The organism is Salinispirillum marinum (genome assembly GCF_042650105.1).
Lineage (GTDB): Bacteria > Pseudomonadota > Gammaproteobacteria > Pseudomonadales > Natronospirillaceae > Salinispirillum > Salinispirillum marinum.
Genome location: NZ_JBHSAL010000001.1, coordinates 139,454 through 162,866, shown reverse-complemented (window position 1 = coordinate 162,866; position 23,413 = coordinate 139,454). Strand labels below are relative to the sequence as shown.

The following is a 23,413-nucleotide window of genomic DNA, read 5'->3' as shown; positions in this document are numbered from 1 at the left end:
TACGCGTTAATCTGGTTGAGTGATTTTTTCATCGCGCGCATAAACATGGCGAGCGTAAACATAGCTCTTTGTTTTTTTATGGGCTTTTAAAAATCCGCCCATAAAAACGCGCATTTCATTAGGTTCAGCTTAGCAGAGAAACGCGCATGTGCCCGCGAAAGGAAAGTTTCGGTACTAGTATGATGCCTAACTATGGCAATGGACGTAGGGCTATGCCTCAAGGCGCGACTCCCGGCCTGCCGTGGAGCGCCGGAGGCATAGCCCGAAAGTCCATTGCCGGGGATTAGGCTGGTCTACCTAGGCAGTTTCGGTATTGGCAAGTCGTGGCAACAAGTGGCTGAGCACGGGCTCGGACTGCGCTTCCTCGGCGTAGCTCTCATTCAAGGAGATAGCTCTCCGCAGCGCTTGCAAGGCTTCTTCTTCACGCTCCATCATGGCGAAGGCACACGCCAATTGGAAATGCGCATGCGCGTATTCCTCGTCTTTACTCAGTGCCAAATGGCACAGGTTAATGGCCCATTGCGGCTCATCCAGTTCCAGTACAGCGTCGGCTTTGTAGGTGAGCGCTTCCGCGTCCCATGGGCGTAGGTGAAGTATCTGGTCGTAAATACCAATGCGGTTGGCCACATTTTTCTCTTGGCTAGCCCGTAACCACAACGCATGGATCTCGTTGGTCAGCTCAATTTCATCGGCGTTGTGTTCGATCATTTCGCCGGTTTTCTTGAGGTCTTTTTCCAGTTCTTCCAAACGTTTTTCATACGCAATAATGACCTTGCTCATTTCTGACTGCGCTTGCTTACGTACCGAGGCACGAATGTCGCGCAGGGAATTCCAGCCGGCAAAAATCAGCACCGAGGAGACGGCGGCGATCAGGTAGAAAAAGTAGGTCACCGTGTTGGTGGTGTACGACATGGCCCGGTCCATGGTGTCCAGTTGCCGGTCGGTCAGTGCTTCGGTGATGCGCACTTGGGTTTGCGCCATTTCCATGCGCAGGGTGCGCACTTCATCCAGCAGGTAGCGCTCTACGAAGGGGTTGTAGAGCGGTTCGTTCAGCTCGTTGATCTCTTCTCGTGCCGTTTGGTCCTGCTGGGTGGGGGCCTGTTGCGCGATGGCAACGGACCCCAACAAGCACACGCAGAGCAGACAGATTAGGCGGCGCATATGGCGTATTCGTGATTGTGCGGTTCAATCAAAGCGGCGTGCAGGGCTTGTACGGCACCTTCATACGCGTCTTCGTGCACAATGATCTGAATATCCACTTGGCGCATGCCTTGGTGAATGGCCAGGATATTGATCTTCCGGTCGGCCAGTGACTGTACAGTGCGCGCCAGTAATCCGGCCACTTCCATGTCGCTGCCCACGGCGGCCACCACCGAGACTTTTTTCGACGTCACCTGGGCAGAGGGTATGCGTTCTTCAAACGCATCGGCCAACCGCTTAGCCGCTTTGAGGCTGCAATCGGCATAAATGGTGAGGGTGTTGGCGTTTGAGTCGCGGCCCAGGATGCGCAATTTGAAGCGTTTGATCAGCTCCTGCAGGCGTTCTTCATAGCGTGTACGCTCGCCCACCATGTCCTGATCGAAGATCTCAATCGCCAACAGGTGCGGTTTACCCGCAATGATTTCTACGCAGGGCTCTTCGCTCACATAGTCGCGCGTAATCAGGGTGCCGGTGTGCTCGGGCTCGAAGGTGTTTTTCACCCGCAGCGGTATGCCTTTCTGGCGCATGCCTTTGGCGGCTCTCGGGTGAATCGCTTCCATCCCCAAGTTACTGAGCTGGTCGGCCACGTCATAGTTGGTGCGGCCAATCGGTACCACTTTGTCGGCCCCGACCACTTTCGGGTCGGCGCTGCTGAGATGGTACTCTTTGTGGATCACGGCCTCATCGACGTTCAATTGGCACGCAATGGCCGAGAAGGTGATTTCACTGTAGCCCCGGTCAAAGGTACGCATTAGACCTTCGGTACAATAGGTGTACCCGGTCACGATGGGCATTTCTTTGCTCAGGTCTATGCTTTGGAAGGCGTCGGTGATGCGCTCGTTCAACGTCAGTTCGCGGTCGTCACGCCAGCCTGTAAGGTCAACAAAACGGGCGTTCACACCTTCGGTGCGCAGCAGTTGCGTCATGTTGTAGGCGCTGTGTGCCTCGCCGAGTGACGACAGCAATTCGCGCACGGTCAATAGGTGTTCGTCCAGCCGGAAATGGCCGTAGCTGCACAGGCGTTGGAGGTCGAGCAGGCAACTGCGTACGCCTTCAACCCGTTCGCGCACAAACTGGTCGGCCTGATGCAGCAAGTGGGTATCGCTGAACAGGCTGGCATTGATGTCGCACATGGCTTGCGCGACTTGGGTGAGGGCGTCGCCCCAGCCCCAGTCGGAGTCGTCATTCGCAAACAGGGCGTATACGCCGGGTTCGCCGGTTTTTTTGTGCTCCAACAGTTGGTTGGTCATACCGCCATAGGCGGACACCACAAAGATTCGGCCATAGATATGGTCGGGGTCAAACAGTACAACGTTGTCACGGATGGCGGCATAGTCACTCATTGAGGTGCCGCCGATCTTTTCAACGCTGATCGGCAATGGGTTCTTTTTATCACTCATGGGCTTGTTTTCCCTTCCCGCTCGGGTTGGTTAATGCATTGTCCAATGGGGGTGTAAAAAGCCAATCATTCGATTGGCTCGGCCTCCAGAGGATACACGCCATTCTCGTCATGGATTTCTTTACCATGCAGTGGCGGGTTAAACACGCAGGCCAGTTGCAGTTTTTCACTGGCGCGCAGCAGGTGCTTATCGTGTTTGTCCAGGATGTACACCGTGCCGGGGACAATGGGGTAAACCTTGCCGTCGGCCACGGTTTCTACTTCACCTTTTCCGCTGATGCAGTACACGGTTTCCAGATGGTTCTGGTAGTGAATGGGCGTTTCGGTTCCGGCATAGATGGTGGTGATGTGGAACGAAAAACCCATGTTGTCGTCTTTCAGCGACAAGCGAATGCTGTTCCAGGTTTCGCTCTTAATTTGGCGCCCGGTTTTAATCGCTTCATCTACGGTACGTACAATCATGAATTCTGTGCTCCTTAGTTAAGCCGATTCAGAGGCTTTCAGGTTTTGCTTGGTAATGGCAGCGGCCAAAATATCCAAGCCTTTGTTCAGTTGCTCCATGGTGGTGGTCAGCGGTGCTAAACACTTCACCACTTCGTCGTTCGGGCCACTGGTTTCGATGATCATGCCTTGCGCAAAGCACTCTTTGGTGATGGCGCTGGCGATTTCACCGTTCGGGCAAGACAGGCCAGACATCAAGCCACGACCCTTCAGGAACAGTGGGGTGTCTTCCGCCATTTCCGTCAGGCGCGCCCGCAGATGCTTCGCTTTGGCCTGCACTTCATGGGCGAAGTCCATATCGGCCCAATAGGTTTCCAGCGCCACTTTGGCGGTGACAAAGGCCAAGTTATTACCACGGAACGTACCGTTGTGCTCGCCGGGCTCGAACTGGTCGAGTTCACGACGAATCAGCGTCAGTGCGAACGGCAAACCGTAGCCGCTCAACGACTTCGACAGAGTAATAATGTCAGGCTCGATGCCGCTTGGCTCGAAGCTGAAAAAGGTGCCTGTACGGCCACAACCGGCTTGGATGTCGTCGGCAATCAACAGAATGTCGTGCTTACGGCAGATGGATTCCAAACGCACCAACCATTGGTCGGTCGCGGCGTTCAAGCCACCTTCACCTTGCACAATTTCGACGATTACAGCGGCCGGATGGTCCAGGCCTGAGCTTGGGTCGCCCAGTAATTTTTCAAAATAGGTAAGGCTGTCCATTCCTTCCATATAGCCTTCATAGGGTAAGCGGAATACGCCGCCCAGTTGCACGCCAGCACCACCGCGATGGTGTTGGTTGCCCGTGGTCGCTAAGGCGCCCAGCGACATACCATGGAAACCGTTCGTGAACGAAACAATGGTATGACGACCAGTCACCTTACGCGCAATCTTCAAGGCGGCTTCCACCGCGTTGGTGCCTGTCGGCCCAGGGAACATCACGGCATGGTCCATGCCACGCGGTTGCAGAATGATGTCGTTAAAGGCGTGCAGGAATGCGGCTTTGGCTTCGGTGTGGAAGTCGAGGCCGTGGGTTACACCGTCGTTTTCGATGTATTCCACTAACGCTTTCTTCAAAATCGGGTTGTTATGCCCGTAGTTTAAGGTACCTGCGCCGGCCAGAAAGTCCAGATAGACCGTGCCGTTTTCATCCGTCATTTCACTGCCTTTGGCCGACGTGAAGATGGCGGGAATACCGCGGCAATATGAACGTACATTCGACTCAACGTCTTTAAAAATACCCATGGTTTAGCTCCTGGCCTGGTTTACAGGTCCGATGGTGTAAAGGAATTCGGTGTCGTGATGCCCAGCAAAGTGGTCGTCACGGGTGAAAAACGGTTCGTTATGAATGGCGGCGTTGTGACGCTCGGCCAATTTCTCAAACACCCGCTGCGATGCCGCATTGTCGGGTGTGATGGTGGTCTTCACTTGGCGCACGGCATGGCAGGCGGGCAGTTTCAATACCTCGTCCAGCATCCGTTGCGTTAAGTTCTGGCCGCGTGCTGATTCATGCACGGCGATCTGCCAGAGGAAGTAGGTGTTCGATTCCTGCGGCGGTATATAGCCGGAGATAAAGCCCACCAGCTTCTTGTTCTGCCACGCCGCCAAGCAGGTGTCGGCGAAGTGGCTGCACTGCAACAAATTGCAGTAGCGTGAGTTGGTGTCCAGCGGCGGGCAGGCCTCGACCAAGTCGAATACCTGAGCGCCGTCCGTGGGTGCCGGGTTGGAAAATGTAATGTCGTTGCTCATGTGTATGGGTTTAGATTCATAGTGTTGAAAGTAATTATATTGACTAATACTTAGATGTCAAATTAGTCTGTAAGATCTGGCGTTGCACAAAAGTGTCATAAACGCCGTTTAAGTGGTTATTATTTAATCAATGTGCTATTGTTTGATAAGAAAAACCAGTAGTGGTGTAAGTAAATAATGCTTTCTATCGCATTAATATTGATCGGGTGTGTGTAGCTTCAGAGTTTATTTGGAGCAGGTTTTACAAGAAATGCCCTGCCGCTAGATGGCAGAAATAGCACGCACTGGCGCAGAAAATGAGTAACATATGCGTTCGTCGTTGGCGCTTAATGCAACGGTGATGGAATCTGGCAGATATGAAGGTGAACAGCAGATGAATGAAGACAAGCACTATGAAGTAATTGAAGCCATCCGTCGGATCATTCGCGCCACTGATGTTCACTCGCGTCGTTTGGTCAAAGAGTCGGGTTTGACGTCAGCGCAAATCCTAATCATGCACGCCATAGGTTCGGAGCGTTTTCACAATACGTCGAAAATTGCTGAGGAGGTGTCGCTCAGCCAGGCCACGGTGACGAACATCGTTGAGCGGTTGGAATTGCGCGGCTTGATCATGCGTCAACGTGATCAAAGGGATAAACGGAAAGTAAACCTTTGGTTGAGTGATAAGGGCCGTGAGGTCATCAACAACGCCCCACGGTTATTGCAACAGCATTTTGTGGAGCGCTTTGACCGCTTGGATACGTGGGAGCAACACATGATTGTGGCGTCTTTGCAGCGCGTGGCGCTGCTGATGGATGCGCACGATTTGGACGCTTCGCCGATCCTGGATGTGGGCTTGTTAACCAGCCACCCGGAGTGATGGCTAACCGGTCAGTTCTGCACCAAAGGGAATCACCGTAACCATACTGCCAATGGGGATGTCCCCTGAGGCCGCCGGTAAAACAGCGTAGGCATTGGCTTTGGAAAAACTCAACAACATGTGCGAGCCTTGCCCGTCGGTAGGTTCTACTTCCCAATCCCCCTGATGATTGCGCGTTAATAAGGCACGTTGGAAGTCTTGCCGTCCCGGCCTTTTATAGAAATTTTTCGTGCTGACGGCTTTTATTTGGAACGGTTCTTTCCACGGCTGACCGGACATGTAACGCAAGGCGGGCAAGATGATGTGATGGGCCGTAACCAGCGCCGAGACGGGGTTGCCGGGTAGACCAAAAAACCACGCTTCGTTCAGGCGGCCAAAGGCGACCGGTTTGCCGGGTTTGATGGCCAGTTTCCAGAACGCTATTTCGCCGATTTCCTGCAAAATTTCATGGGTGTAATCGGCATCGCCCACGGAAACGCCGCCGGTTGAAATAACGATGTCGTGCGAGTCTGCTGCGGCTAAAAAGGTTTCTCTGAGCAGTGCCGGGTCATCCGCTAAAATGCCCAAGTCGGTTAATTCAATCGGTAGACTCTTCAGCAAATGCGTCAGCATGATGCGGTTCGATTCGTAGATTTGCCCCGGTTTCAACGTTGAACCGGGTTCTTTCAATTCATCGCCGGTGGAGAATAGGGCGATCCGCAACGGGCGAATGACTTCCACTTCAGCAATCCCGAGAGCGGCCAACATGCCAATATCCGCAACGCCTAAGGTTTTTCCCGCCGCCAGTACAATGGCACCTTGTTGAATGTCATCGCCCGCCGGGCGCATGTGTTCCCCTTGCACCAAGGTTTCATTGAGGATGATGCGGTCCTGCTCTAAGGTCACATCTTCCTGAATGGCTACGGTGTTGGCACCATCCGGCAACATGGCACCGGTGGTGATGCGAATGCATTCATTGGGTTGTAAGCGGCCTTGCCAGGGCGTACCAGCGAGTGCTTTACCCACGAGAGTCCAGGTGCTGCCGGGTGCGGCGGCGATGTCGACATGCACGGCATACCCGTCCATGGCTGAATTATCAGACGGTGGCACGTTGATGGGAGCGACTATGGGCGTGGCCAATGTGCGGCCTAAGACATATTCCAGCGGCAGCCAGTCGGATTCGGTGATGGGCAAAAGCGCTTCACGCAGTCGATCCAGTGCCAAGTCCAGTGAGATTAGGCTGTTGTTCGACGACGTCTCCATCGGTTCATCCTCATGTTGAGCGATTGAGTTGTGCTTTTAATTGTTCAAACAGGGCCCGTTTTTCTTCAGGCGGGCGTTCAGGTGCACTATGATCGTGGCTCACCAATGGCGTGCTGTCCAGTGGGATGTCTTCAATCGACGCATTTTTTGTGCTTTCGGCCGGTTTTGTGGGGCCGGTGGCGCTGTATGTGGTTTCTGAGCCGACGTTTAGCAGCGCGGTTTCTAGCACGTCGAGCGCTTCTATGGAGCCCTGCACGGTATCTTCTGGTATATCGTCACGTTCAATGCGGGCTTGCAGTTTGGTGATCATCTCGCGGATGGTCTGCGTAGAGGGTTGTTGTTCATTAAGCCATTGCATGGCGCTTTCGGCAGAGGTTGACATTGGTCGCTCAAGATCCTGACGTTTTATATTGGCCGCAGTATCTCACACCCGAGGATGCAGATCAGCTCTACGAGCATTGTTCGGGTGCACTGGCGTGGCGGCAGGAAACCATTCGGATGTTTGGTCGCGTGGTGTTGCAACCGCGCTTGCAAGTGTGGATGGGCGATATGGCTTATCGCTACTCCGGCAGGACGTTTGAACCTACGCCATGGGATGAACAATTGACGGCGCTGGCCCGCCGTTTTCAGGATGAATTGCAGGTGCCCTTTAACTCGGTGTTGTGCAATTGGTATCAATCGGGTGCGCACAGCATGGGCTGGCATTCGGACAATGAGCCGGAACTGGGCAATGAGCCGGTGATCGTGTCGGTATCAATCGGCGCGGCGCGCCGATTTGTCTTACGACAGCGTTCGAACCACCAACAGCGGTTGGAATATCTGTTGGGTCACGGCGATGTGTTGGTCATGCGCGGACGCACCCAACAACGCTGGGAGCATGCCTTGCCGAAAACACAAAAGCCGGTCGGCGCGCGTATCAACCTGACCTATCGCTATCTGTTGCGCTCACCCCAACCTTAAAAATTCTGAGGCAAGCGAATTTGATTCGCCTGTTTGTAGAGCAAATACAGCTTTTGATTGATGGCGCGTTTGATCGACTGTTGCTCGAACACCGATAACTTGCCGAGCTCGCCCAGTTTTATGCGGTGTAAATGCAAACAAGGGGTGCGCGAGTTGAATTCGCGCAGATCACCTTTTACCAATACGGGAAGAAACGGGTCCTCATTGGCTTGCGTCGACAAGATTTTTTTCAACGCATGCCGAAACGGAATGGGGGCTGAGTTGGCTGATTTTTGCTTCTGCCGCGAGACCAAATGTAACCCCTGTTTGCCGATGGTTTCGCCCGGAATGATGAACAAGCCGGTATCCCGGATAGCCTGTGCCGAGATACGGCTGTACGTGTCGTGAAAGGCGTAGGGGTTCGGTAGAATGACCAAGGGCGCATCGGCCCGGCTGGAAAAGTTGATGGTGTAATTGGTGTAGAGCTGTTCGACCGAGGCGCTGTACACGCACAGCTGACTTTCAAAGTGCATGACGAAGTCAATCGCGCCTTGGCGCGAGTTAAGCGCCAGATCCCATTCAAGGTCGGCGTTCTGTTGTTTAAAAGCGATGTTGGATAACATTGTGTCCTCTCCCGCATAATTTCTGCTTGATACTTACTATAGTCAGCAGGTGAAAGATAAGTAGGGTGCTTTTGCTGGAAATGTGACGGAGAGCCATTTAGGGTGAGAACTGGTTCAAGTTTTTTAGTAAAACATCATTTACAAAAGGTAAGGCATTATGGATTCCGTGGTTGCTGACCTGATCAGTTTACTCAGTCTGGAACAACAGTCAGCGTCGGTGTGGTTGGGCCGTAGTAAGGATTTGGGTTATCCCAAAGTGTATGGCGGTCAGGTTATTGGGCAGGGGTTGTCCGCCGCGTCATACAGCGTGGAAGGCCGCATTCCGCACTCGTTACACGCGTATTTTGTGCGCGCCGGTGATGTGGACTCGCCCATTCAATACGACGTAGAAAATGTACGCGACGGCGGTAGTTTCAGTGTCCGCCGAGTGGTGGCGTCGCAGCATGGTAAGCCTATTCTGGTCATGACGGTGTCGTTTCAAGCGGAGGAAGCCGGTTTGGTGCACAGCGCTACCATGCCGAGTGTGCCGGGGCCGGAAAAACTCGAGAGCGAGTTAACGCTGTATCGCAACCATGCCGACGAAATTCCAGAGCGTGTGCGCCAGCAATTTACCGCCGAAAGGCCGGTTGAATTTCGTATTGTGGAAAATCAGAACCCGTTCCGGCCACGCGTTGGCGTAGCGAAACGCCACATGTGGATTCGGTCGACGGCACCACTGCCGGATGATTTGAGTGTGCACCGTTCCATGTTGGCGTACACCTCCGACTACGGTTTTTTGGAAACCGCTTTAATGCCGCACGGTGTTTCCATCATGCAGTCGAACTTGCAGATCGCCAGCCTGGACCACAGCATTTGGTTCCATCGCCCGTTCCGGTTGGATGATTGGCTGTTGTATGTGGCGGACAGTCCGGTGGCCGATCATGGGCGCGGGTTTGTACGCGGGCAGATTTTTAATCGCGATGGTGTGCTGGTAGCTTCGACGGCACAAGAGGGCTTGATGCGTTTACGGGATATGAATTGATGAAGGCGGCGCCGATAGCTTTGGGTATTACGGGTGCTTCTGGGGCACAGTACGGCTTTCGGCTGTTGGAAGTCTTGCTAAAAGCTGATCAGCCGGTGCATTTAATGATTTCCAAGGCAGCCTTAATGGTGATTGCGTTGGAAACGGATATTCAATTGCCCGCTAAACCGTCGGCCATTCATGCGGCGTTGCAAGCACGCTGGGGGTTTGCGCCGGAATTGTTGCACGTGTGGGATCGGGAAGATTGGACGGCGCCGGTCGCAAGTGGTTCGGCGCTGTGGCGGGCCTTGGTAGTGTGCCCGTGCAGCACCGGAACGCTGTCAGCCGTGGCGACGGGTGCGAGCAATAACTTGATTGAACGCTGCGCCGATGTGGCTTTGAAGGAGCGCCGCCAGGTCATTCTGGTGTTGCGTGAATCGCCCTATTCGCGGGTGCATTTGCAAAACATGCTGGCGGTGACCGATGCCGGGGCCATTGTATTGCCCGCCAGCCCGGGGTTTTACCACAAGCCGCAAACGATTGATGATTTGGTCGACTTTATTGTGGCGCGGATTCTCAACAGCTTAGGTTTGCCGCAAACGCTGCTCGCGGAATGGGGCGAGCGCCACACGGATGGCTGAAGCCCGGGCTTTTTTCAGGGCTTCGCCTAACGCTGGTCCGCTTAAACCTTGTTCAATTAAGGGTGCGGTGCTTACCTGTGCTGCCGCGCTGCGGGCGACCAACAGCCAGTCGGCCTGTTCATAAGGAGTGCGTTGGAAGCCGCTACGACCCTGGGCGTCGGCCCGGCAGGCCAACGCAAAGCCTTCCAGTTGCTGCGGGTCTTGCCAGGCTCTGAAGGCGTCCAGTACCGAAAGCACCGTCAAAGGTTTCAGTTCTTGCAGGCGATGACAATGGCTGTGCCATTCGGAGGTTAAACGCGCCAGTTGATGCAAGCGCTTACTGACTTTTAAGCGCTTACAGGCAGCGTCGACCAGTGGCACGCCCTGACGTTCATGTCCGTGATGGCGGGGCAGTAGGTCTTCCGGCGTTTTTCCCTTGCCGAAGTCGTGGCACAACACAGCAAAACGGACATCCAAACGCTCCGTCAGTTCGGTCACTGCATCCAGGGCTTGCAAGGTGTGCATGCCGGTATCTACTTCGGGATGGAAGCGCATGGTTTGTGGTACACCAAAGAGGGCATCCAGTTCGGGCAGTAAAACCTTTAAAGCACCGACTTGGCGTAACACCTGAAAAAACACCGATGGTTTGGGCGAACATAGGGCTTTCTCTATTTCTTGCCACGCGCGCTCAGGTGTCAGATCAGCCAATTCACCTGAGTCGGTCATTTCACGCATCAAGCTAAGCGTTTCCGGTGCTATCTCAAACCCGAGAGGGGCAAAACGTGCGGCAAAGCGCGCCACTCGAAGGACACGCAGTGGGTCTTCCCGAAAGGCGGGCGAGACATGGCATAAGCGTTTTTCCTGCAGATCGTGCAGACCACCGAAGGGGTCGATGATCTGGCCTGCGTCATCCATCGCCATCGCGTTGATGGTGAGATCGCGCCGTTGCAGGTCTTCTTCCAGGGTAATGTCGGGCGAAAAATCACACACAAAACCTTGATAGCCTGTGCCGCTTTTACGTTCGGTACGCGCCAACGCATATTCTTCGTGGGTATCCGGGTGCAAAAACACCGGAAAATCGGCGCCCACCTGCCGATACCCGGCGCTGAGCAAATCCTGCGGGGTGGCACCGACGACGACCCAGTCACGGTCTTTGATCTCGCCGTGTAGAAATTGATCGCGGACCGCACCGCCCACCAAATAACATTGCATCGTCGTTTTTTCGCTCCGTCGTTTTGGTTAATGAGGTCATGGGTTGCTCCTGCTATTATGCACAAATAGCCCATGACGAGCTTGCGAAAAATCCTGCGGATATTTTGCTAAGGATTTTTGGGCTCAGGCCGACAACCTCCGTGATAGCAATGGGCAGTGAATCGCCTTTATGGAGCCCCAATTATGAAAACGACAATGAAACAAACCGTAACTCTGCTCAGCCTTGCGCTGTTCACCGCGACCGGTTGCAGTATGTTTGGCGGTCGCGCTGAAGCTGAACGTGAACAACAAATCGATGCCATCATTGAAGAAGTTCGCTTCATCAATGAGAAGCTGCCGCCTGCGGAGCCCATGGTGCTGCGGGTCAGTGGCTATGGTGCCATCAATGAAGCTTCAACGGGCGTAACCAATACGCAGAAGCGTCTAATGGCGATGCGGGCGTCAAAGTTAGATGCTTACCGGACCCTTGCGGAGCGGGTCTATGGTACAGCCATCAGCGGTAATACTACGGTAGAGAACCTCGTCGTGCAGAACGATCGGTTCCGGACCTATGTGGACACCTATATTTTTGGTGCCCGTGTCGTATCCACCGATGTGATGCCGGATGGCAGCTATGAAACTGTTTTGGAGATGGTCATTGATGAAGGCTTCCGTAACTGTTTGGTGAACGATTCCCAAACCCGCCGCAACGGGGAATGTGCGACACAAGTGGTGCACGATCTGGACTCGTTTAATCGAAACAGCCTAACCCGTCAGGGCTTAGCGCCCGGCGAAACGGGCCTGTATTTCATTCAATAATCTACTGACGACAGCATAGGTATTGGCCTCATGAAAGCGCTCACCACATTCCTACTACTGATCTTAAGTGCTTGGGCATGGGCGGATAACCATGCTTCGGTCACGGTGGGCCGGTTTGTGCAGGCGCAGGGGGAAGCGGACATCCTCTATGGCGATGAGTATGGTGCGCGTATGCGTGCCGTACGCGACGCCATTCAGAATGCGTCGATGCAGGCCAGTGCAAATGTTCGGTCGTCACAAGTCATGGAAAACGGACGTTTAACCGTTGACTATGTGCGCATCAATTCAGCGGCTCAAGTAACCGATGTTGAGGTGGTTACCGAGTCGGTGGACGGCGATACCTTCCGTGTCAGCATTGACGCACGGGTGTCGGAAAGTCAGATGTGTGCCAATCATGTGGTGAACGACTTTGCTAAAAGCGTTGCTGTTACGTCGTTCGCGCTCGAAAAGCCAACCGATACAACCTTAGGGCATTTGGGTGCCGTTGATCGGAGTTTGCCGTCGCATTTGGTGAATGAACTGAATGGCCGAGGTGGTGTGCGGGCGTTAAACGCCAGCTACCTGATGATGTATCCGTCCATACCGACGGCACCCACTCGGGTATCGACCCGTAATACGCTGACTCGTGCGGTGGATACGGCGCGTGATCTGGGGGTGCAATTTGTGGTGTCCGGTGTCGTGCGTGACCTCGGTATGCAAACGGTTGATCGCCAACGTGACAACAACGCGGGCTTATTGGCCGTATTAACGCAACCGGGTCGGGTACAACAGCGTCATCTGGTGTTGGATTTATACGTACACGACGGCTACAGCGGTGCTTTGGTAGCGCAAAGTCGGTACAGCGCCCAAGGCGTATGGGATTTTCGTTCAAACGAGCGGGTGGGCTTTGCCACGCCTAAATTCTTCGCCTCCGATTTCGGGCGTTCGGTCGACCTGTTGTTTGACCAAGTGGTGCAGGATATTTATGCCACCGTTGAATGCCAGCCGTTCATGGCGAACATTGCGCAGGTCAATGGCCAAACCATTATGATCAAAATGGGTGCGGAATCAGGCTTGCGCCCCGGAGATCATTTGAGTGTATATCGCACCAGCACATTCTTTGACCGTGAACAGCAGGACTACACACAACTCACCGATACTCAGTTGGTGGCCCGTGTGACGCAAGTACAGCCGCATTTCGCGGTGGCTGAGCTACCGATTCAGGTTGAACGCTTGAATGTTCAGCCAGATGACGTCGTCATTGCTTGGTAATTATTGTGGGTGTTGTTTTACGCGGGGTGAGTCCAGCGCTCGCCCCGATCAATGTCCATTAGCGTAAGCCAGTTCCCCCAGCCGTACCCGGTATCCAGTCCGACAATATCGCTTCTTCCTGTATTCCCCATCAGCGCCGCCCAGTGGCCAAAATAATGTTGCCAGCCATCGTTTGTACGCAGTTCGTACCAAGGTTTCCAACCGGTCGGAGGGTGGTCCGGGGTTTCTTTGTGGTCGAATTCAATGTGCCCTTCTGGGTCTAAAAAACGCATGCGGGTAAAGTAGTTGGTGATGGTGCGCCAGCGTTCTGGGCCGGTAAGGTTGTCGTGCCATCGGTCCGGGGTATTACCGTACATGGCAGGAAAAAATTCGCCAACGCTGTGGTTGTTGGTGAGCACTTGATGCAGTTCATCGGACAGCGCTTGCGCTTGCGCTACGGTCCAGAAGAACGGGATGCCCGCATGGGTCATCACTTTCTTAGTGCGTTCACAGCAATGTAATAGAGGTTGCTGGTGCAACCAATGCAACAGTTCTTCGCGGTCCGGAGCTTGTAAGACATCGTCGAAGGTGTCGCTGCGCCGGGGCGGGCGCACACCATGGGCAATGGCTAACAAATGCAAGTCATGGTTGCCGAGTACCACCCGGTGGTGCGGCAGGTTACGTACAAACCGCAGAATGGCGGCGTTATCCGGCCCACGATTCACCAGATCCCCTACCAGCCAGAGTTCATCGCTGCGTTCGTTAAATCCGGCGCGTTCGAGCACGGCCATTAGCGGCGGTAGATAACCTTGTAAATCACCCACTGCATAACGTGCCATAAGGTCAGTTCAACCGGTTCGGCACGGCTAGGGTAAATACCGGAATAGTGGCTTTGAAGGGCTCGCCATCGGCGGTGACCATTTCATAGTAGCCTTCCATAGTGGACACCTCGGTTTGGCACAGTGCACCACTGGTGTATACATAGGTGCCGCCGGGTTCTATCGTCGGTTGTTCGCCCACGACCCCTGCACCGTACACTTCTTGCGTGGCCCCGTTGCCGTCGGTAATTAACCAATAGCGATGCAGGAGTTGTACCGGCTGCGTACTCTCATTGCTGATCAGAATGGTGTAAGAGAATACATAGCGCTGCTGGTCGGCATCCGACTGTTCAGGCAAATACTGCGGACGGGCACGAACGGCGATCGCGGGCTGATGTTGTGTTGTCATGAGGTTGGCTCTGTTAGGGCGTTACTGAGGTGAACGAAGTCGTCGACGCTCAGGACTTCAGGGCGAATACCGGGGTCGATTCCGACAACCTCCAGCATGCCTAAGTCATAATCGTTCTTGAGGTTATTGCGCAGTGTTTTACGGCGTTGCGAAAATGCGGTGCGCACCAAACGCGACAGCGCGGCGGTATCGTTAGCGCGGAGTTCAGCGGCCGGGCGTGGCACCAGGCGTACAATGGCCGAATCGACTTTGGGCTGCGGCGAGAAGGCACCGGGCGGAACATTGAACAACCACGTGGGTCGGCAGTAATACTGCGTCATCACCGTCAGTTTGCTGTAGGCCTTGGTGCCAGGCTCGGCACACAGCCGGTCCACCACTTCTTTTTGCAGCATAAAATGCATATCAATGATGTGTTGGCGTTGTTCCAGCAGATGGAAGATGAGAGGTGTTGAGATGTTGTACGGTAGGTTACCCACCAGCTTTATCGGCGTTTCGGGCGTTGCCAGGGTACTAAAGTCGAACTTTAGGGCGTCGCCTTCCAACACAGTGAAATTGGGTTGATTGAAAAATTGGGTGCGCAGGATGGGCAGCAGGTCGCGGTCCAGTTCTATCGCGGTGACGCGCGCGCCGGTGGCTAACAGCACGTCGGTCAATGCGCCCCGGCCTGGGCCGATTTCAACCACATGGTCTTTCGCGGTGACGCCGGTGGACTGGCCGATTTTTTGAATGATATGCGCGTCATGCAGAAAATTCTGCCCGAAGCGTTTACGTGCGACGTGCAAGGCGAGCCTCCACCATGTTAAGGGCGTAATGTAGAGCGATGCGTAAACTGCCCGCGTCCGCGCCGCCGGTACCCGCGAGATCGAGCGCGGTGCCATGATCAACCGAGGTGCGGACATAGGGCAAACCTAAGGTGATATTGGCCGCCTGACCAAACCCCCGATGCTTCAGCACCGGTAGACCTTGGTCATGATACATGGCGAGCACCGCATCGCCTTGGGCGAGCACCTTTGGCGTGAACAATGTGTCGGCGGGCAGTGGCCCAACGACTTGAATGCCTTCGCTGCGCAGTTGCTCCAAGGCAGGTATGATGGTGTCAATTTCTTCACGACCCAGATGACCCCCTTCCCCGGCGTGCGGATTCAAACCGCAGACCAGAATGCGCGGCTGCGCTAACCCGAAGCTGTTCTGCAAGTCCTGATGCATGATGCGCACGATGCGCAGGACTTTTTCACGCGTAATGGCGGCAGCAACGTCTTTCAGCGGTAAGTGGGTGGTGACCAGGGCGACCTTTAAGTCGGTGGTGGCCAGTAACATCACCACATCGTCGACCCCGGCCCGTTGTTGCAGAAATTCGGTATGGCCGGTAAAGGCTATGCCCGCTTCGTTGATAATGCTTTTTTGCACCGGCGCGGTGACCATGGCGCTGAATTCATTGCGGGCTATACCCTGCAGTGCCTCATCCAGCAGGGTGAGCACATAGGGCGCATTCGCGGCGTTCAATTCGCCAGGTACCACAACGGCCGGGGCCTGAATCGGTAAAATCGACATCTCGTGGCCGCCGAGCTGGCCTTCGTCGCCGGGTTGCCAAGCATGGAAGTTGACGACCAGACCGAGCGTATCGGCCCGTTCGGACAGAGCAATGGGGTCACCCAATACCACCGCGGGCCATTGGTCTGGCGCGGCGGCCAGTTGCAAACAGATGTCGAAACCAATTCCGGCCGGTTCACCCGAAGTAATGACTAAGGGTTTCACGGTTCAACTCGCACGTTTACATAAGCGCTATTGCGCACTTCCTGCTGCCAGCGCGGCAGTGCCTCGGAGTATTTTTGTTCAAACAGAATATCGCGTGCTTTTTCTCGCAGGGCAGTGAGCGTTTGATCGGTTTCACGCGTGTCTTGCACTTGCAGTATGTGCCAGCCGAATGCCGTGCGGAACGGGCGGCTGTAGGCATTTATCGGGGTGTCGCGTAAGGTTTGCGCAAACTCGGCAACATACACATTCGCCGCGTTCCAGCCCAAATCACCGCCTTGTTCGGCGCTGCCGTCCACCGAATACAGGCGTGCCAGTTCGGCAAAATCGGCATTTTCTTCGGTCAATTGGGTATACAGATCGCTTGCCAGTGCTTGCGCTGCCGCGTCGGTCAGACCACGGGATTCGTTCAGGAGTATATGGCGGGCACGGTATTCAACGACCGTTTGGGTCGCGTTGCCGCGTTGGTCTTGCAGGTAAACCACATGCCAACCATTAGGGCTGCTGAATACGCGCGCTGCACCGACCGTCAGGCCGCGTACGGGTTCACTGAGTAAGCTCGGCAAAGCTTCAGGCCGACGCCAGCCGAGATTCTGCAAGGTACGGCCTGCGGCGGCAACATCCAGTGTCCGACCATCATTATTGATGGCGGCGGCAATACGGCGCGCAGTGGCCTCGGCATCGGCTTCACTGGCGGGAATCAACAGGTGTTGCAGTTGGTATTCGATGTCTTGCAGCGCGGCGCTGATTTGCGTTTGCAAATACTGATTGATCTCTGCGGTTGATACGTCGATCTGCCGTGCGACATACCGTTGTTGGGCCTGTCGAATCATTAAATCCTGCCGGACTTGGGCGCGCACGGCGTCGTAACTCATGCCCTGTTGTGTGAGCGCTTGGCGAAACGCCAATAAGTCCAAGCCCTGGCGGCTGGCTATGTCGGTCAAGGCGCTGTTCAAGGCGGCATCTGTGATGGTAATACCCGCCTCTTGCGCTTTTTGCACCTGAACTTTTTCCAGAATCAGCGCATCCAGTATTTGGGCGCGCAAGTCTGCCTCGGGGGGCAATACGTTGGGGTTCGCACGGTAGCGCGCTTGCACTTCCGCGTAACGGCTTTCCACTTCACTGTGCAGAACAACATCTTGATTCACCACCGCGATAATGCGGTCGACCAAAACGTTTTGCGCCACGGCGCTGGGCGCGATAACACATACCATTAACATCGCGAGACAAAGAACGCTGATTCGTTTCATAAACCTTACTTAGTGTTGTACAGCGGTGAACCGTAACTGGGAATCTTTTCTTCAATGACTTCTTGCAGCATGCCTGTATTCAAGCTGCCCAAGCCTTTAAAGGTTAAGTTGAGCTGTATGGTATCGAACAACGATGACCGTTGCGACTGCTCCGCCTCATCTTTGACGGTCCGTTGACCTGCCAATTGCAAATGCCAACAGCAACCATCGTATTCGAGGCCAATCAAGGTGTCGGACAATACAAGCGGATCATCGACGGTTTCCTGTATCCATTGCCCGTAGCCAACCACGCCAAAGACTCGTGTGATGGGCAAGGTTGCCGATGCCACGACGGTGTAATAATTCTGGTCGGTTTCGAGCTCGCCCAAGCGCCATGTGGTGGATACGTCCGCGCCTCGACGGTCGGCGCGATAACGATAGGCTGTGGTCAGCAGTGTTAACGGGTATTCTCGGTCATACAGTGCTCGCTCGGGCGCGGCTTCTGGTGTCCACGTTGTGGAAGCTGAAAAACGATGTCGGGTTTGATATTGGGTGCCCACACTGACCGTCACCGGGCCGGGTTGTGGACCTGCATCCAAAGGGTCGTTGATAACCACACTGGCTCCCAGTTTTTCCAGCCGGGTGTTGGTGAGGTCTATTCGTTGTTGCACGTTGGCGCTATGGGTCCAATCCCCGACATTGATGCGGTAGTCACTACCAACAGTTAGGTGGTTCAAGTCGACCAGCAAATCCGCGTCACTCATTTGTGGCAACAGAGTCTGATCTACAAGGGGGCGGAACTCGTGCATGGCAAAGGGAGTAAGTCGTTGACCTGCACTGAGATCCCACGCATAAGACAGCCTTAGGCGGGTGTCATAGAGCCAACGCTGCTCGCCATGCGCCGGATGATCGTCAAACGCGGGTAGCTGGTAGAGTGTATGGTCGCCGGTATAGGTTTGCTGAAGCGTCCACTGCCGCCAAGTATCGCTGCGGCTTACCTGCCCGCGTTGACGTAAACGGACACCCTCATAAGGATTGAATTCGGTGGGGTTGATAAGCCCTTGGTCGGCCAGATAATCGGGCTGTGTTTTGACCCGACGTTCCCAGTCGTAGAGCCCGGTAACGGACCACTGTCGCCAGTTAGCGATCGGGTGGCGAATGTGTACGCCGGGTTGTTGGACGTAGACCAAGTCACCGACAGCCGCCGCTTCGTCAAAGATGTTTTGTTGTTCCACCATAGCATCAAGGCGTATGTTATTGGCCGTGCTGTAGCCTAGCGTTGCTCGGTTGGTGACGCTGGATACATAGTCGGCATACTGGAACTCGGGAAAGTAGTCGGCCGAGTTGGCGTCGGTGACGTCAAGCGTCCATTCCAAGCCCGAATCGTAACTTTGCGCCTGCAAGCGATAACCCCATGCCGCGGGGTCTGCCCGATCATCCTGCCAGCCGGGGTAATAGCCGCCGGTTGCCTCAGCGTAGAAGTTGCGATGCAGGTAGCGCCATTCCTGGCCGATGTGCAGGGTTTGCGGGGCACCTTCGGCGGTTTCACCGCCAATCAGCCAGTCGACCGTTGTCGTGTGGTCGGCATTGGGCGCAATGGCCCAGTAGTAGGGGGTTGATAGCCGATGCTGCTGATACGCGGGCACATAGCGATAACTGGGGGTAAGCAGCCCGGAGGTGCGTTGTTGATTCAAATTGAAGCGGAAGTAGGGCGTGTAGGCGACGGGCACCGGGCCAATGTTGAGCCAGGCATGGTAGCCTGAAGCTATATCCGTTTCGTTGTTTATGGTCATTTCACGGGCGTGCAGTGACCAACCCAAGCGCCCCGGCGCACAGCGGGTAATCCACGTTCTTTCGAGCCGGTAGAGTTGATCGTCGCGGTCTATTTGGGCGGCTTGACCGTGCATTTGTGTGCTGTGCAGCACGTACTCCGTGTCCAATAGCCGAAATTCCGGTTGTTCGGTAGAGGCTTCTGCTTGGCTGGCCAGAATGGCCAAATCTTGCTGGCGAATTAAACCCCCTTGGGGCAATTCGAGCCGTCGGGTAGAGGCATCGTAATTGGCGGCCGGACCGTACAAGCGGATGACGGCTTGAGTGATCTCAACACCCTCGCGTAAACGTAAGGCTCCGTTGAGGTTACCGCTTTGACGATCGGCCTGCACGGCGAGTTCATCAGCGGACAGGTTGGGGTCTGTCCACGGGTCAACGAAGCCACCGGGGCATTGTGCCGAAATGGCTTGACGCGTAGTGCTTGGCAGTTCAGGGTAAAACACCCAGTCTAGGTGGCCTCCCGTGGGGGTGACCGCCCACAAGGTCGGCGCCAACACCAAGGGCATTAACCCTTGGGCTATCGAGCGCAGCGACAACAGAGTTTGGGTCGTCCTTGGTTTTGTATACTGGGGTGACGCGAATGCGAACAAGGTGGCCTCTTGCTGCAGGTGGAAACATTGGCCGACATGATATAGAAAGGGGTGCGGTGGCGCTATGATTTTGTCCGGCGCCCGATAAACCTGGCGGTGACCTGTGGACTCTAGGAGGTCTGTAGATGTGGTGGGGAAAAGTATTAGGGGCCATGGTGGGCCTGTATCGCGGCGGGCCATTTGGCTTGTTGCTGGGTTTGGTGGTCGGGCACGGTATCGATCAATTGTTGCAGCGCCGCTTTAGGACATCCTCTTCGGCTGCGCCGCCGGCACAGGTGCATTCGCGTTATTTTGAAGCCACGTTTCAATTCATGGGGCACATGGCGAAGGCGAAAGGCCGGGTGGATGAAGCGGACATCGAATTTGCACGCGGGGTCATGGCACGCATCGGGTTGTCGACGGCGCAGCGTGAACGGGCCATTGCCCTGTTTAATGTCGGTAAGTCGACCGATTTTGATCGTCAAGGCGAGCTGGAGGCGTTGTCTCGTTGGTTAGCACCGCATCCGTCGTTGGTGATGTTGTTCATGGAAACCCTGGTACAGGCGGCCTACGCCAGTGGCCCTTTAGCGGCCACGGAGCGTCTGTTACTGCAACGGGTGTGTGATGCGCTGTCGGTCAATCGTATTCAATTCGAGTACATTCATCGGCGTGTGCTGGCCCAGCGTGCTTGGCAGGCCCAACAACGTCAGCAAGGGAAGACCGGCGGCATGACGGGTCTCTCCTTGAAGGAAGCTTATGATGTGTTGGGGGTTAACGCCGATGCCGATGACAAAACCGTCAAAACCGCCTACCGACGCTTAATGAGTCAACATCACCCGGATAAGATGATGGCGCAAGGTCTACCGGACAGCATGCTGAAACTGGCGAAAGAAAAGGTACAAACCATTCAGGCAGCCTACAGCACCATCAACAAGCATCGCAAAGCTACTCGTTGATAATGACGTCTGTTTCGCGACCTGCCATGTTGGTGCGCAGCCAGCCCCACACCCGCCGGGTGACCACCTGTGGCGAAGAGCGGTAGGTCGTGCTGCTGCTGATGTCCCGCACCTGTACAAAGGTTGCCTGGTTGGCGCGCTGAACCGCTGCGCGGCGCTGCCTGGCGGCTTGTTCAAACGGGGTGTCCCGATGTGTGTAGAGATCTAAGGTCGGTGTTGTAAGTTCTCCGAACAGGGGCATCAACAAGCTGGTATCTTGCGGACGCGCATCAATCATGACCAAGCCAAAACCCAGGCCTTCGGCGTTGGGCGCGATGTTGACCATATAGCGCGCCGCCGGATGAACACCGCTGCCCAAGCCCAACACCACAACGTTTAAATAACCGCGCCGCATCAGCTCTCGAACGCCTTGTTCGGTGCGGGCATCCAGGGTTGGCAAATGGGCCGCATCGGGTTCAGAGCCGACCGCCGAGCCGGGTATGGGTTCTTCGGTATTCAGCGTCCGTGGGGGTATGCGCGGTCTGGGTTCCGGTGGTAGGGCGATGGACAGTGTAGCCCAGCCAACGGCAGGCAAATACTGCCGCAGGTCTTGCACGAGATGGGGCCAGTCTTGATGGTGTCCGTCATCGTGCAGTATAAGTACGGCGCCTTGCGGGTTGCTGGTTTCTTGCTCTAACCACAATGCGGCGAAGGGCTCACCATTGGCTTCCAGTTGCACAAATTGCTCGGCGGGCAACAGGTCGCGGTAGCGTTGTTCCAGATCAAAGCTGGACGCTTCTCGTGGCGGATTAACGCGCTCTATGGGCGGTTGGATGAGCTCGGTCGTGGCGGCTTCGTCGGTGGGTGTTGCGGTGTCTTCTATGGCCTCTTCCGGCGCGGTGTCTTGACCGAAAACCATCAGTGGTGTCATCAAACTGCCAAGCAGCAGGTATAAAGTCCATGCGCGCGTCCACTTCATTGGGTAGAATGCTCCCGCCTAGCGACTGACTCAGTGAAACCGATAAATAAGGCCATAAAATGTCTGACTACCTCATTGCTCCATCCATATTGTCCGCTGACTTTGCCCGCTTGGGCGCCGATGTTGAAGCCGTCTTGGCTGCCGGTGCCGATGTGGTGCACTTCGATGTCATGGACAATCATTATGTGCCCAATCTGACCATGGGACCGATGTTCTGTAAAGCCTTGCGCGATTATGGCATCACGGCACCCATTGATGTGCACTTGATGGTGCAGCCGGTAGACCGGATCATTGGTGACTTTATCGACGCGGGTGCGGACATCATTACCTTTCACCCGGAAGCCAGTGCGCATATTGATCGCAGCCTGCAACTGATCAAGAGCGGCGGCTGTAAAGCCGGGTTGGTGTTTAATCCTGCCACGCCCTTGCATCACTTGGATTATGTCATGGATCGCATTGATCAAATACTCATCATGTCGGTCAACCCCGGCTTTGGCGGCCAAAGTTTTATTCCGACCGCGCTGGATAAGTTACGTCAGGCGCGGCAACGCATAGCTGCATCCGGTCGTGATATTCGCTTGGAAATCGATGGCGGAGTAAAAGTCGACAACATTCGTGCTATTGCGGAAGCTGGCGCTGATATGTTTGTGGCTGGCTCGGCCATTTTTAACGCACCGGATTACGCCACGCGCATCGCTGAAATGCGTGCAGAGTTGGCGTTAGCGAAACCATAGGATTTGTAGATCAGATGAAGGCCGTATTGTTTGATTTAGACGGGACGCTGGTCGATAGCCTGCCGACCATTGCACGGGGTATGCAAGATGCCTTGGCGATTTTAGGGTTGCCATCGGTCACCGAAGAACAGGTTGGCCATTGGATTGGTGAAGGCACGCCGGTACTGGCGCGCAAAGCCGCTACGGCCGTTGGCGCGCAGGAGCATTCTGATGCTCTGTTTTCTCAGTTCTTTCCGAGCTATCTGCCGCACATTCCTGAGACGCCCGAAATCGCCGGGGCGACGGAATTGTTGCAACGTTTGCACATGGCAGGGCTGCACTGTGCCTTGGTCACTAACAAGCCGCGCGCCCTCACCGAACCGCTGTTGGCGGCCTTGGATTGGGATCGGTACTTGCCGGTGGTGATCTGTGGCGATGATTTGGCGGAACGCAAGCCGCACCCTTTGCCCCTGCAGGAAGCCTGTCGGCGGTTGAATGTCGATGTTGCTGATGCCGTTATGGTGGGTGATAGCCGACATGATATTGCGGCCGCACGCGCCGCTGGCATGCCGGTGGCTGCCTTGGCTGGTGGCTACAACCACGGTGAAATCATCCAGGGGGCTGATTTCCACGGTGATACGCTGCAAGAATGCGGCGATTGGGTGTTGCGCAATGCTAAACAGTTCAGTAAAGTTTCTGGCTAATTGATACAGGGTAAGTGGTTCATCATGCAACCGAGCACCGTTTCACATCTCCTCAGGACCGCCAGCGTCCTACGATGGCGTGCCTAAACGCCACTCTTCGTTTGTGTTGCTC

25 protein-coding genes are annotated in these 23,413 nt (G+C 55.1%); 9 read left to right on the top strand and 16 right to left on the bottom strand.

The genetic code is table 11. The annotated features are described in order from the left end of the window. Window positions 1-297 precede the first annotated feature (297 nt). From ACFOSD_RS00850 to ectA, 5 genes are all read right to left on the bottom strand, one after another. Window positions 298-1,161, bottom strand: coding sequence for a TPR end-of-group domain-containing protein (locus ACFOSD_RS00850; RefSeq protein WP_380694597.1), 864 nt, complete (start codon window positions 1,159-1,161; stop codon window positions 298-300). Continuing rightward, the gene (locus ACFOSD_RS00845; protein WP_380694599.1) at window positions 1,149-2,600 is read right to left on the bottom strand and encodes an aspartate kinase; all 1,452 of its coding nucleotides are present in this window, start codon (window positions 2,598-2,600) and stop codon (window positions 1,149-1,151) included. The genes ACFOSD_RS00850 and ACFOSD_RS00845 overlap by 13 nt, the downstream gene beginning before the upstream one ends. A gap of 65 nt (window positions 2,601-2,665) precedes the next feature. After that, on the bottom strand, window positions 2,666-3,061 hold the full coding sequence (locus tag ACFOSD_RS00840) for an ectoine synthase (RefSeq protein ID WP_380694601.1): 396 nt from the start codon (window positions 3,059-3,061) through the stop codon (window positions 2,666-2,668). An 18-nt stretch (window positions 3,062-3,079) separates the two neighbouring features. Beyond that, window positions 3,080-4,336, bottom strand: a complete 1,257-nt coding sequence (gene ectB / locus ACFOSD_RS00835) for a diaminobutyrate--2-oxoglutarate transaminase (RefSeq protein ID WP_380694603.1) — start codon at window positions 4,334-4,336, stop codon at window positions 3,080-3,082. Window positions 4,337-4,339: 3 nt separating this feature from the next. Continuing rightward, window positions 4,340-4,840 (bottom strand): diaminobutyrate acetyltransferase, encoded by a 501-nt coding sequence (gene ectA, locus ACFOSD_RS00830; protein WP_380694605.1) that lies wholly within the window; start codon window positions 4,838-4,840, stop codon window positions 4,340-4,342. Between the two features lie 307 nt (window positions 4,841-5,147). Here ectA and ACFOSD_RS00825 point away from each other — a divergent pair, with 307 nt between their 5' ends. Beyond that, entirely contained in the window at window positions 5,148-5,699 is a 552-nt protein-coding gene (locus tag ACFOSD_RS00825; RefSeq protein WP_380694607.1) for a MarR family winged helix-turn-helix transcriptional regulator, read from the top strand. 3 nt (window positions 5,700-5,702) lie between these two features. On the opposite strand, the gene moeA is transcribed toward ACFOSD_RS00825, so the two are convergent. Both moeA and ACFOSD_RS00815 read right to left on the bottom strand, forming a co-directional pair. Then, complete coding sequence (moeA, locus tag ACFOSD_RS00820) at window positions 5,703-6,941, bottom strand: molybdopterin molybdotransferase MoeA (RefSeq protein ID WP_380694609.1); 1,239 nt, start codon at window positions 6,939-6,941, stop codon at window positions 5,703-5,705. Between the two features lie 10 nt (window positions 6,942-6,951). After that, window positions 6,952-7,323, bottom strand: coding sequence for a hypothetical protein (locus ACFOSD_RS00815; protein WP_380694611.1), 372 nt, complete (start codon window positions 7,321-7,323; stop codon window positions 6,952-6,954). Between ACFOSD_RS00815 and ACFOSD_RS00810 the strand changes: the two genes are divergently transcribed. Continuing rightward, window positions 7,323-7,901 carry an alpha-ketoglutarate-dependent dioxygenase AlkB family protein gene (locus tag ACFOSD_RS00810; RefSeq protein ID WP_380694613.1) on the top strand — a complete coding sequence of 193 codons (579 nt, stop codon included), beginning with the start codon at window positions 7,323-7,325 and terminating at the stop codon, window positions 7,899-7,901. The genes ACFOSD_RS00815 and ACFOSD_RS00810 overlap by 1 nt on opposite strands. On the opposite strand, the gene ACFOSD_RS00805 is transcribed toward ACFOSD_RS00810, so the two are convergent. After that, on the bottom strand, window positions 7,898-8,503 hold the full coding sequence (locus ACFOSD_RS00805) for a hypothetical protein (RefSeq protein WP_380694615.1): 606 nt from the start codon (window positions 8,501-8,503) through the stop codon (window positions 7,898-7,900). The two genes, ACFOSD_RS00810 and ACFOSD_RS00805, sit on opposite strands and share 4 nt — an antisense overlap. Window positions 8,504-8,660: 157 nt before the next feature. Here ACFOSD_RS00805 and ACFOSD_RS00800 point away from each other — a divergent pair, with 157 nt between their 5' ends. Further along, on the top strand, window positions 8,661-9,524 hold the full coding sequence (locus ACFOSD_RS00800; protein ID WP_380694617.1) for an acyl-CoA thioesterase domain-containing protein: 864 nt from the start codon (window positions 8,661-8,663) through the stop codon (window positions 9,522-9,524). Beyond that, window positions 9,524-10,144 (top strand): flavin prenyltransferase UbiX, encoded by a 621-nt coding sequence (locus ACFOSD_RS00795; RefSeq protein ID WP_380694619.1) that lies wholly within the window; start codon window positions 9,524-9,526, stop codon window positions 10,142-10,144. The genes ACFOSD_RS00800 and ACFOSD_RS00795 overlap by 1 nt, the downstream gene beginning before the upstream one ends. Here ACFOSD_RS00795 and ACFOSD_RS00790 read toward each other — a convergent pair. After that, complete coding sequence (locus tag ACFOSD_RS00790; protein ID WP_380694621.1) at window positions 10,088-11,335, bottom strand: multifunctional CCA addition/repair protein; 1,248 nt, start codon at window positions 11,333-11,335, stop codon at window positions 10,088-10,090. The genes ACFOSD_RS00795 and ACFOSD_RS00790 overlap by 57 nt on opposite strands. Window positions 11,336-11,518: 183 nt before the next feature. Here ACFOSD_RS00790 and ACFOSD_RS00785 point away from each other — a divergent pair, with 183 nt between their 5' ends. Further along, window positions 11,519-12,133, top strand: coding sequence for an LPP20 family lipoprotein (locus ACFOSD_RS00785; RefSeq protein ID WP_380694623.1), 615 nt, complete (start codon window positions 11,519-11,521; stop codon window positions 12,131-12,133). 30 nt (window positions 12,134-12,163) lie between these two features. Next, entirely contained in the window at window positions 12,164-13,384 is a 1,221-nt protein-coding gene (locus ACFOSD_RS00780; protein WP_380694625.1) for a flagellar assembly protein T N-terminal domain-containing protein, read from the top strand. Between the two features lie 17 nt (window positions 13,385-13,401). Here ACFOSD_RS00780 and ACFOSD_RS00775 read toward each other — a convergent pair whose 3' ends face one another. From ACFOSD_RS00775 to ACFOSD_RS00750, 6 genes are read right to left on the bottom strand one after another with little or no spacing between them, the layout of a single operon-like run. Next, window positions 13,402-14,202: a symmetrical bis(5'-nucleosyl)-tetraphosphatase gene (locus ACFOSD_RS00775; RefSeq protein WP_380694627.1), complete on the bottom strand. Its 801-nt coding sequence runs from the start codon at window positions 14,200-14,202 to the stop codon at window positions 13,402-13,404. 4 nt (window positions 14,203-14,206) lie between these two features. Next, window positions 14,207-14,590 (bottom strand): Co2+/Mg2+ efflux protein ApaG, encoded by a 384-nt coding sequence (apaG, locus tag ACFOSD_RS00770; RefSeq protein ID WP_380694629.1) that lies wholly within the window; start codon window positions 14,588-14,590, stop codon window positions 14,207-14,209. Then, window positions 14,587-15,372, bottom strand: a complete 786-nt coding sequence (gene rsmA / locus ACFOSD_RS00765; protein ID WP_380694631.1) for a 16S rRNA (adenine(1518)-N(6)/adenine(1519)-N(6))-dimethyltransferase RsmA — start codon at window positions 15,370-15,372, stop codon at window positions 14,587-14,589. The genes apaG and rsmA overlap by 4 nt, the downstream gene beginning before the upstream one ends. Beyond that, window positions 15,356-16,345, bottom strand: a complete 990-nt coding sequence (pdxA, locus tag ACFOSD_RS00760) for a 4-hydroxythreonine-4-phosphate dehydrogenase PdxA (protein ID WP_380694633.1) — start codon at window positions 16,343-16,345, stop codon at window positions 15,356-15,358. The genes rsmA and pdxA overlap by 17 nt, the downstream gene beginning before the upstream one ends. Then, window positions 16,342-17,592 (bottom strand): peptidylprolyl isomerase, encoded by a 1,251-nt coding sequence (locus tag ACFOSD_RS00755; RefSeq protein WP_380694635.1) that lies wholly within the window; start codon window positions 17,590-17,592, stop codon window positions 16,342-16,344. Before ACFOSD_RS00755 ends, pdxA begins: the two co-directional genes overlap by 4 nt. Window positions 17,593-17,597: 5 nt before the next feature. After that, the gene (locus ACFOSD_RS00750) at window positions 17,598-19,991 is read right to left on the bottom strand and encodes an LPS-assembly protein LptD (protein WP_380694637.1); all 2,394 of its coding nucleotides are present in this window, start codon (window positions 19,989-19,991) and stop codon (window positions 17,598-17,600) included. A 125-nt stretch (window positions 19,992-20,116) separates the two neighbouring features. On the opposite strand from ACFOSD_RS00750, the gene djlA reads away from it, so the two are divergent. Next, a complete protein-coding gene (gene djlA / locus ACFOSD_RS00745) occupies window positions 20,117-20,926 on the top strand; it encodes a co-chaperone DjlA (RefSeq protein ID WP_380694639.1) in 810 nt (269 codons plus the stop codon). Here djlA and ACFOSD_RS00740 read toward each other — a convergent pair. Then, window positions 20,916-21,884, bottom strand: a complete 969-nt coding sequence (locus ACFOSD_RS00740) for a DUF3530 family protein (protein WP_380694641.1) — start codon at window positions 21,882-21,884, stop codon at window positions 20,916-20,918. The two genes, djlA and ACFOSD_RS00740, sit on opposite strands and share 11 nt — an antisense overlap. 59 nt (window positions 21,885-21,943) lie before the next feature. Between ACFOSD_RS00740 and rpe the strand changes: the two genes are divergently transcribed. After that, window positions 21,944-22,618, top strand: coding sequence for a ribulose-phosphate 3-epimerase (gene rpe, locus ACFOSD_RS00735; RefSeq protein WP_380694644.1), 675 nt, complete (start codon window positions 21,944-21,946; stop codon window positions 22,616-22,618). Between the two features lie 14 nt (window positions 22,619-22,632). Further along, window positions 22,633-23,301, top strand: coding sequence for a phosphoglycolate phosphatase (gene gph, locus ACFOSD_RS00730; RefSeq protein WP_380694646.1), 669 nt, complete (start codon window positions 22,633-22,635; stop codon window positions 23,299-23,301). Window positions 23,302-23,413: the final 112 nt, after the last annotated feature.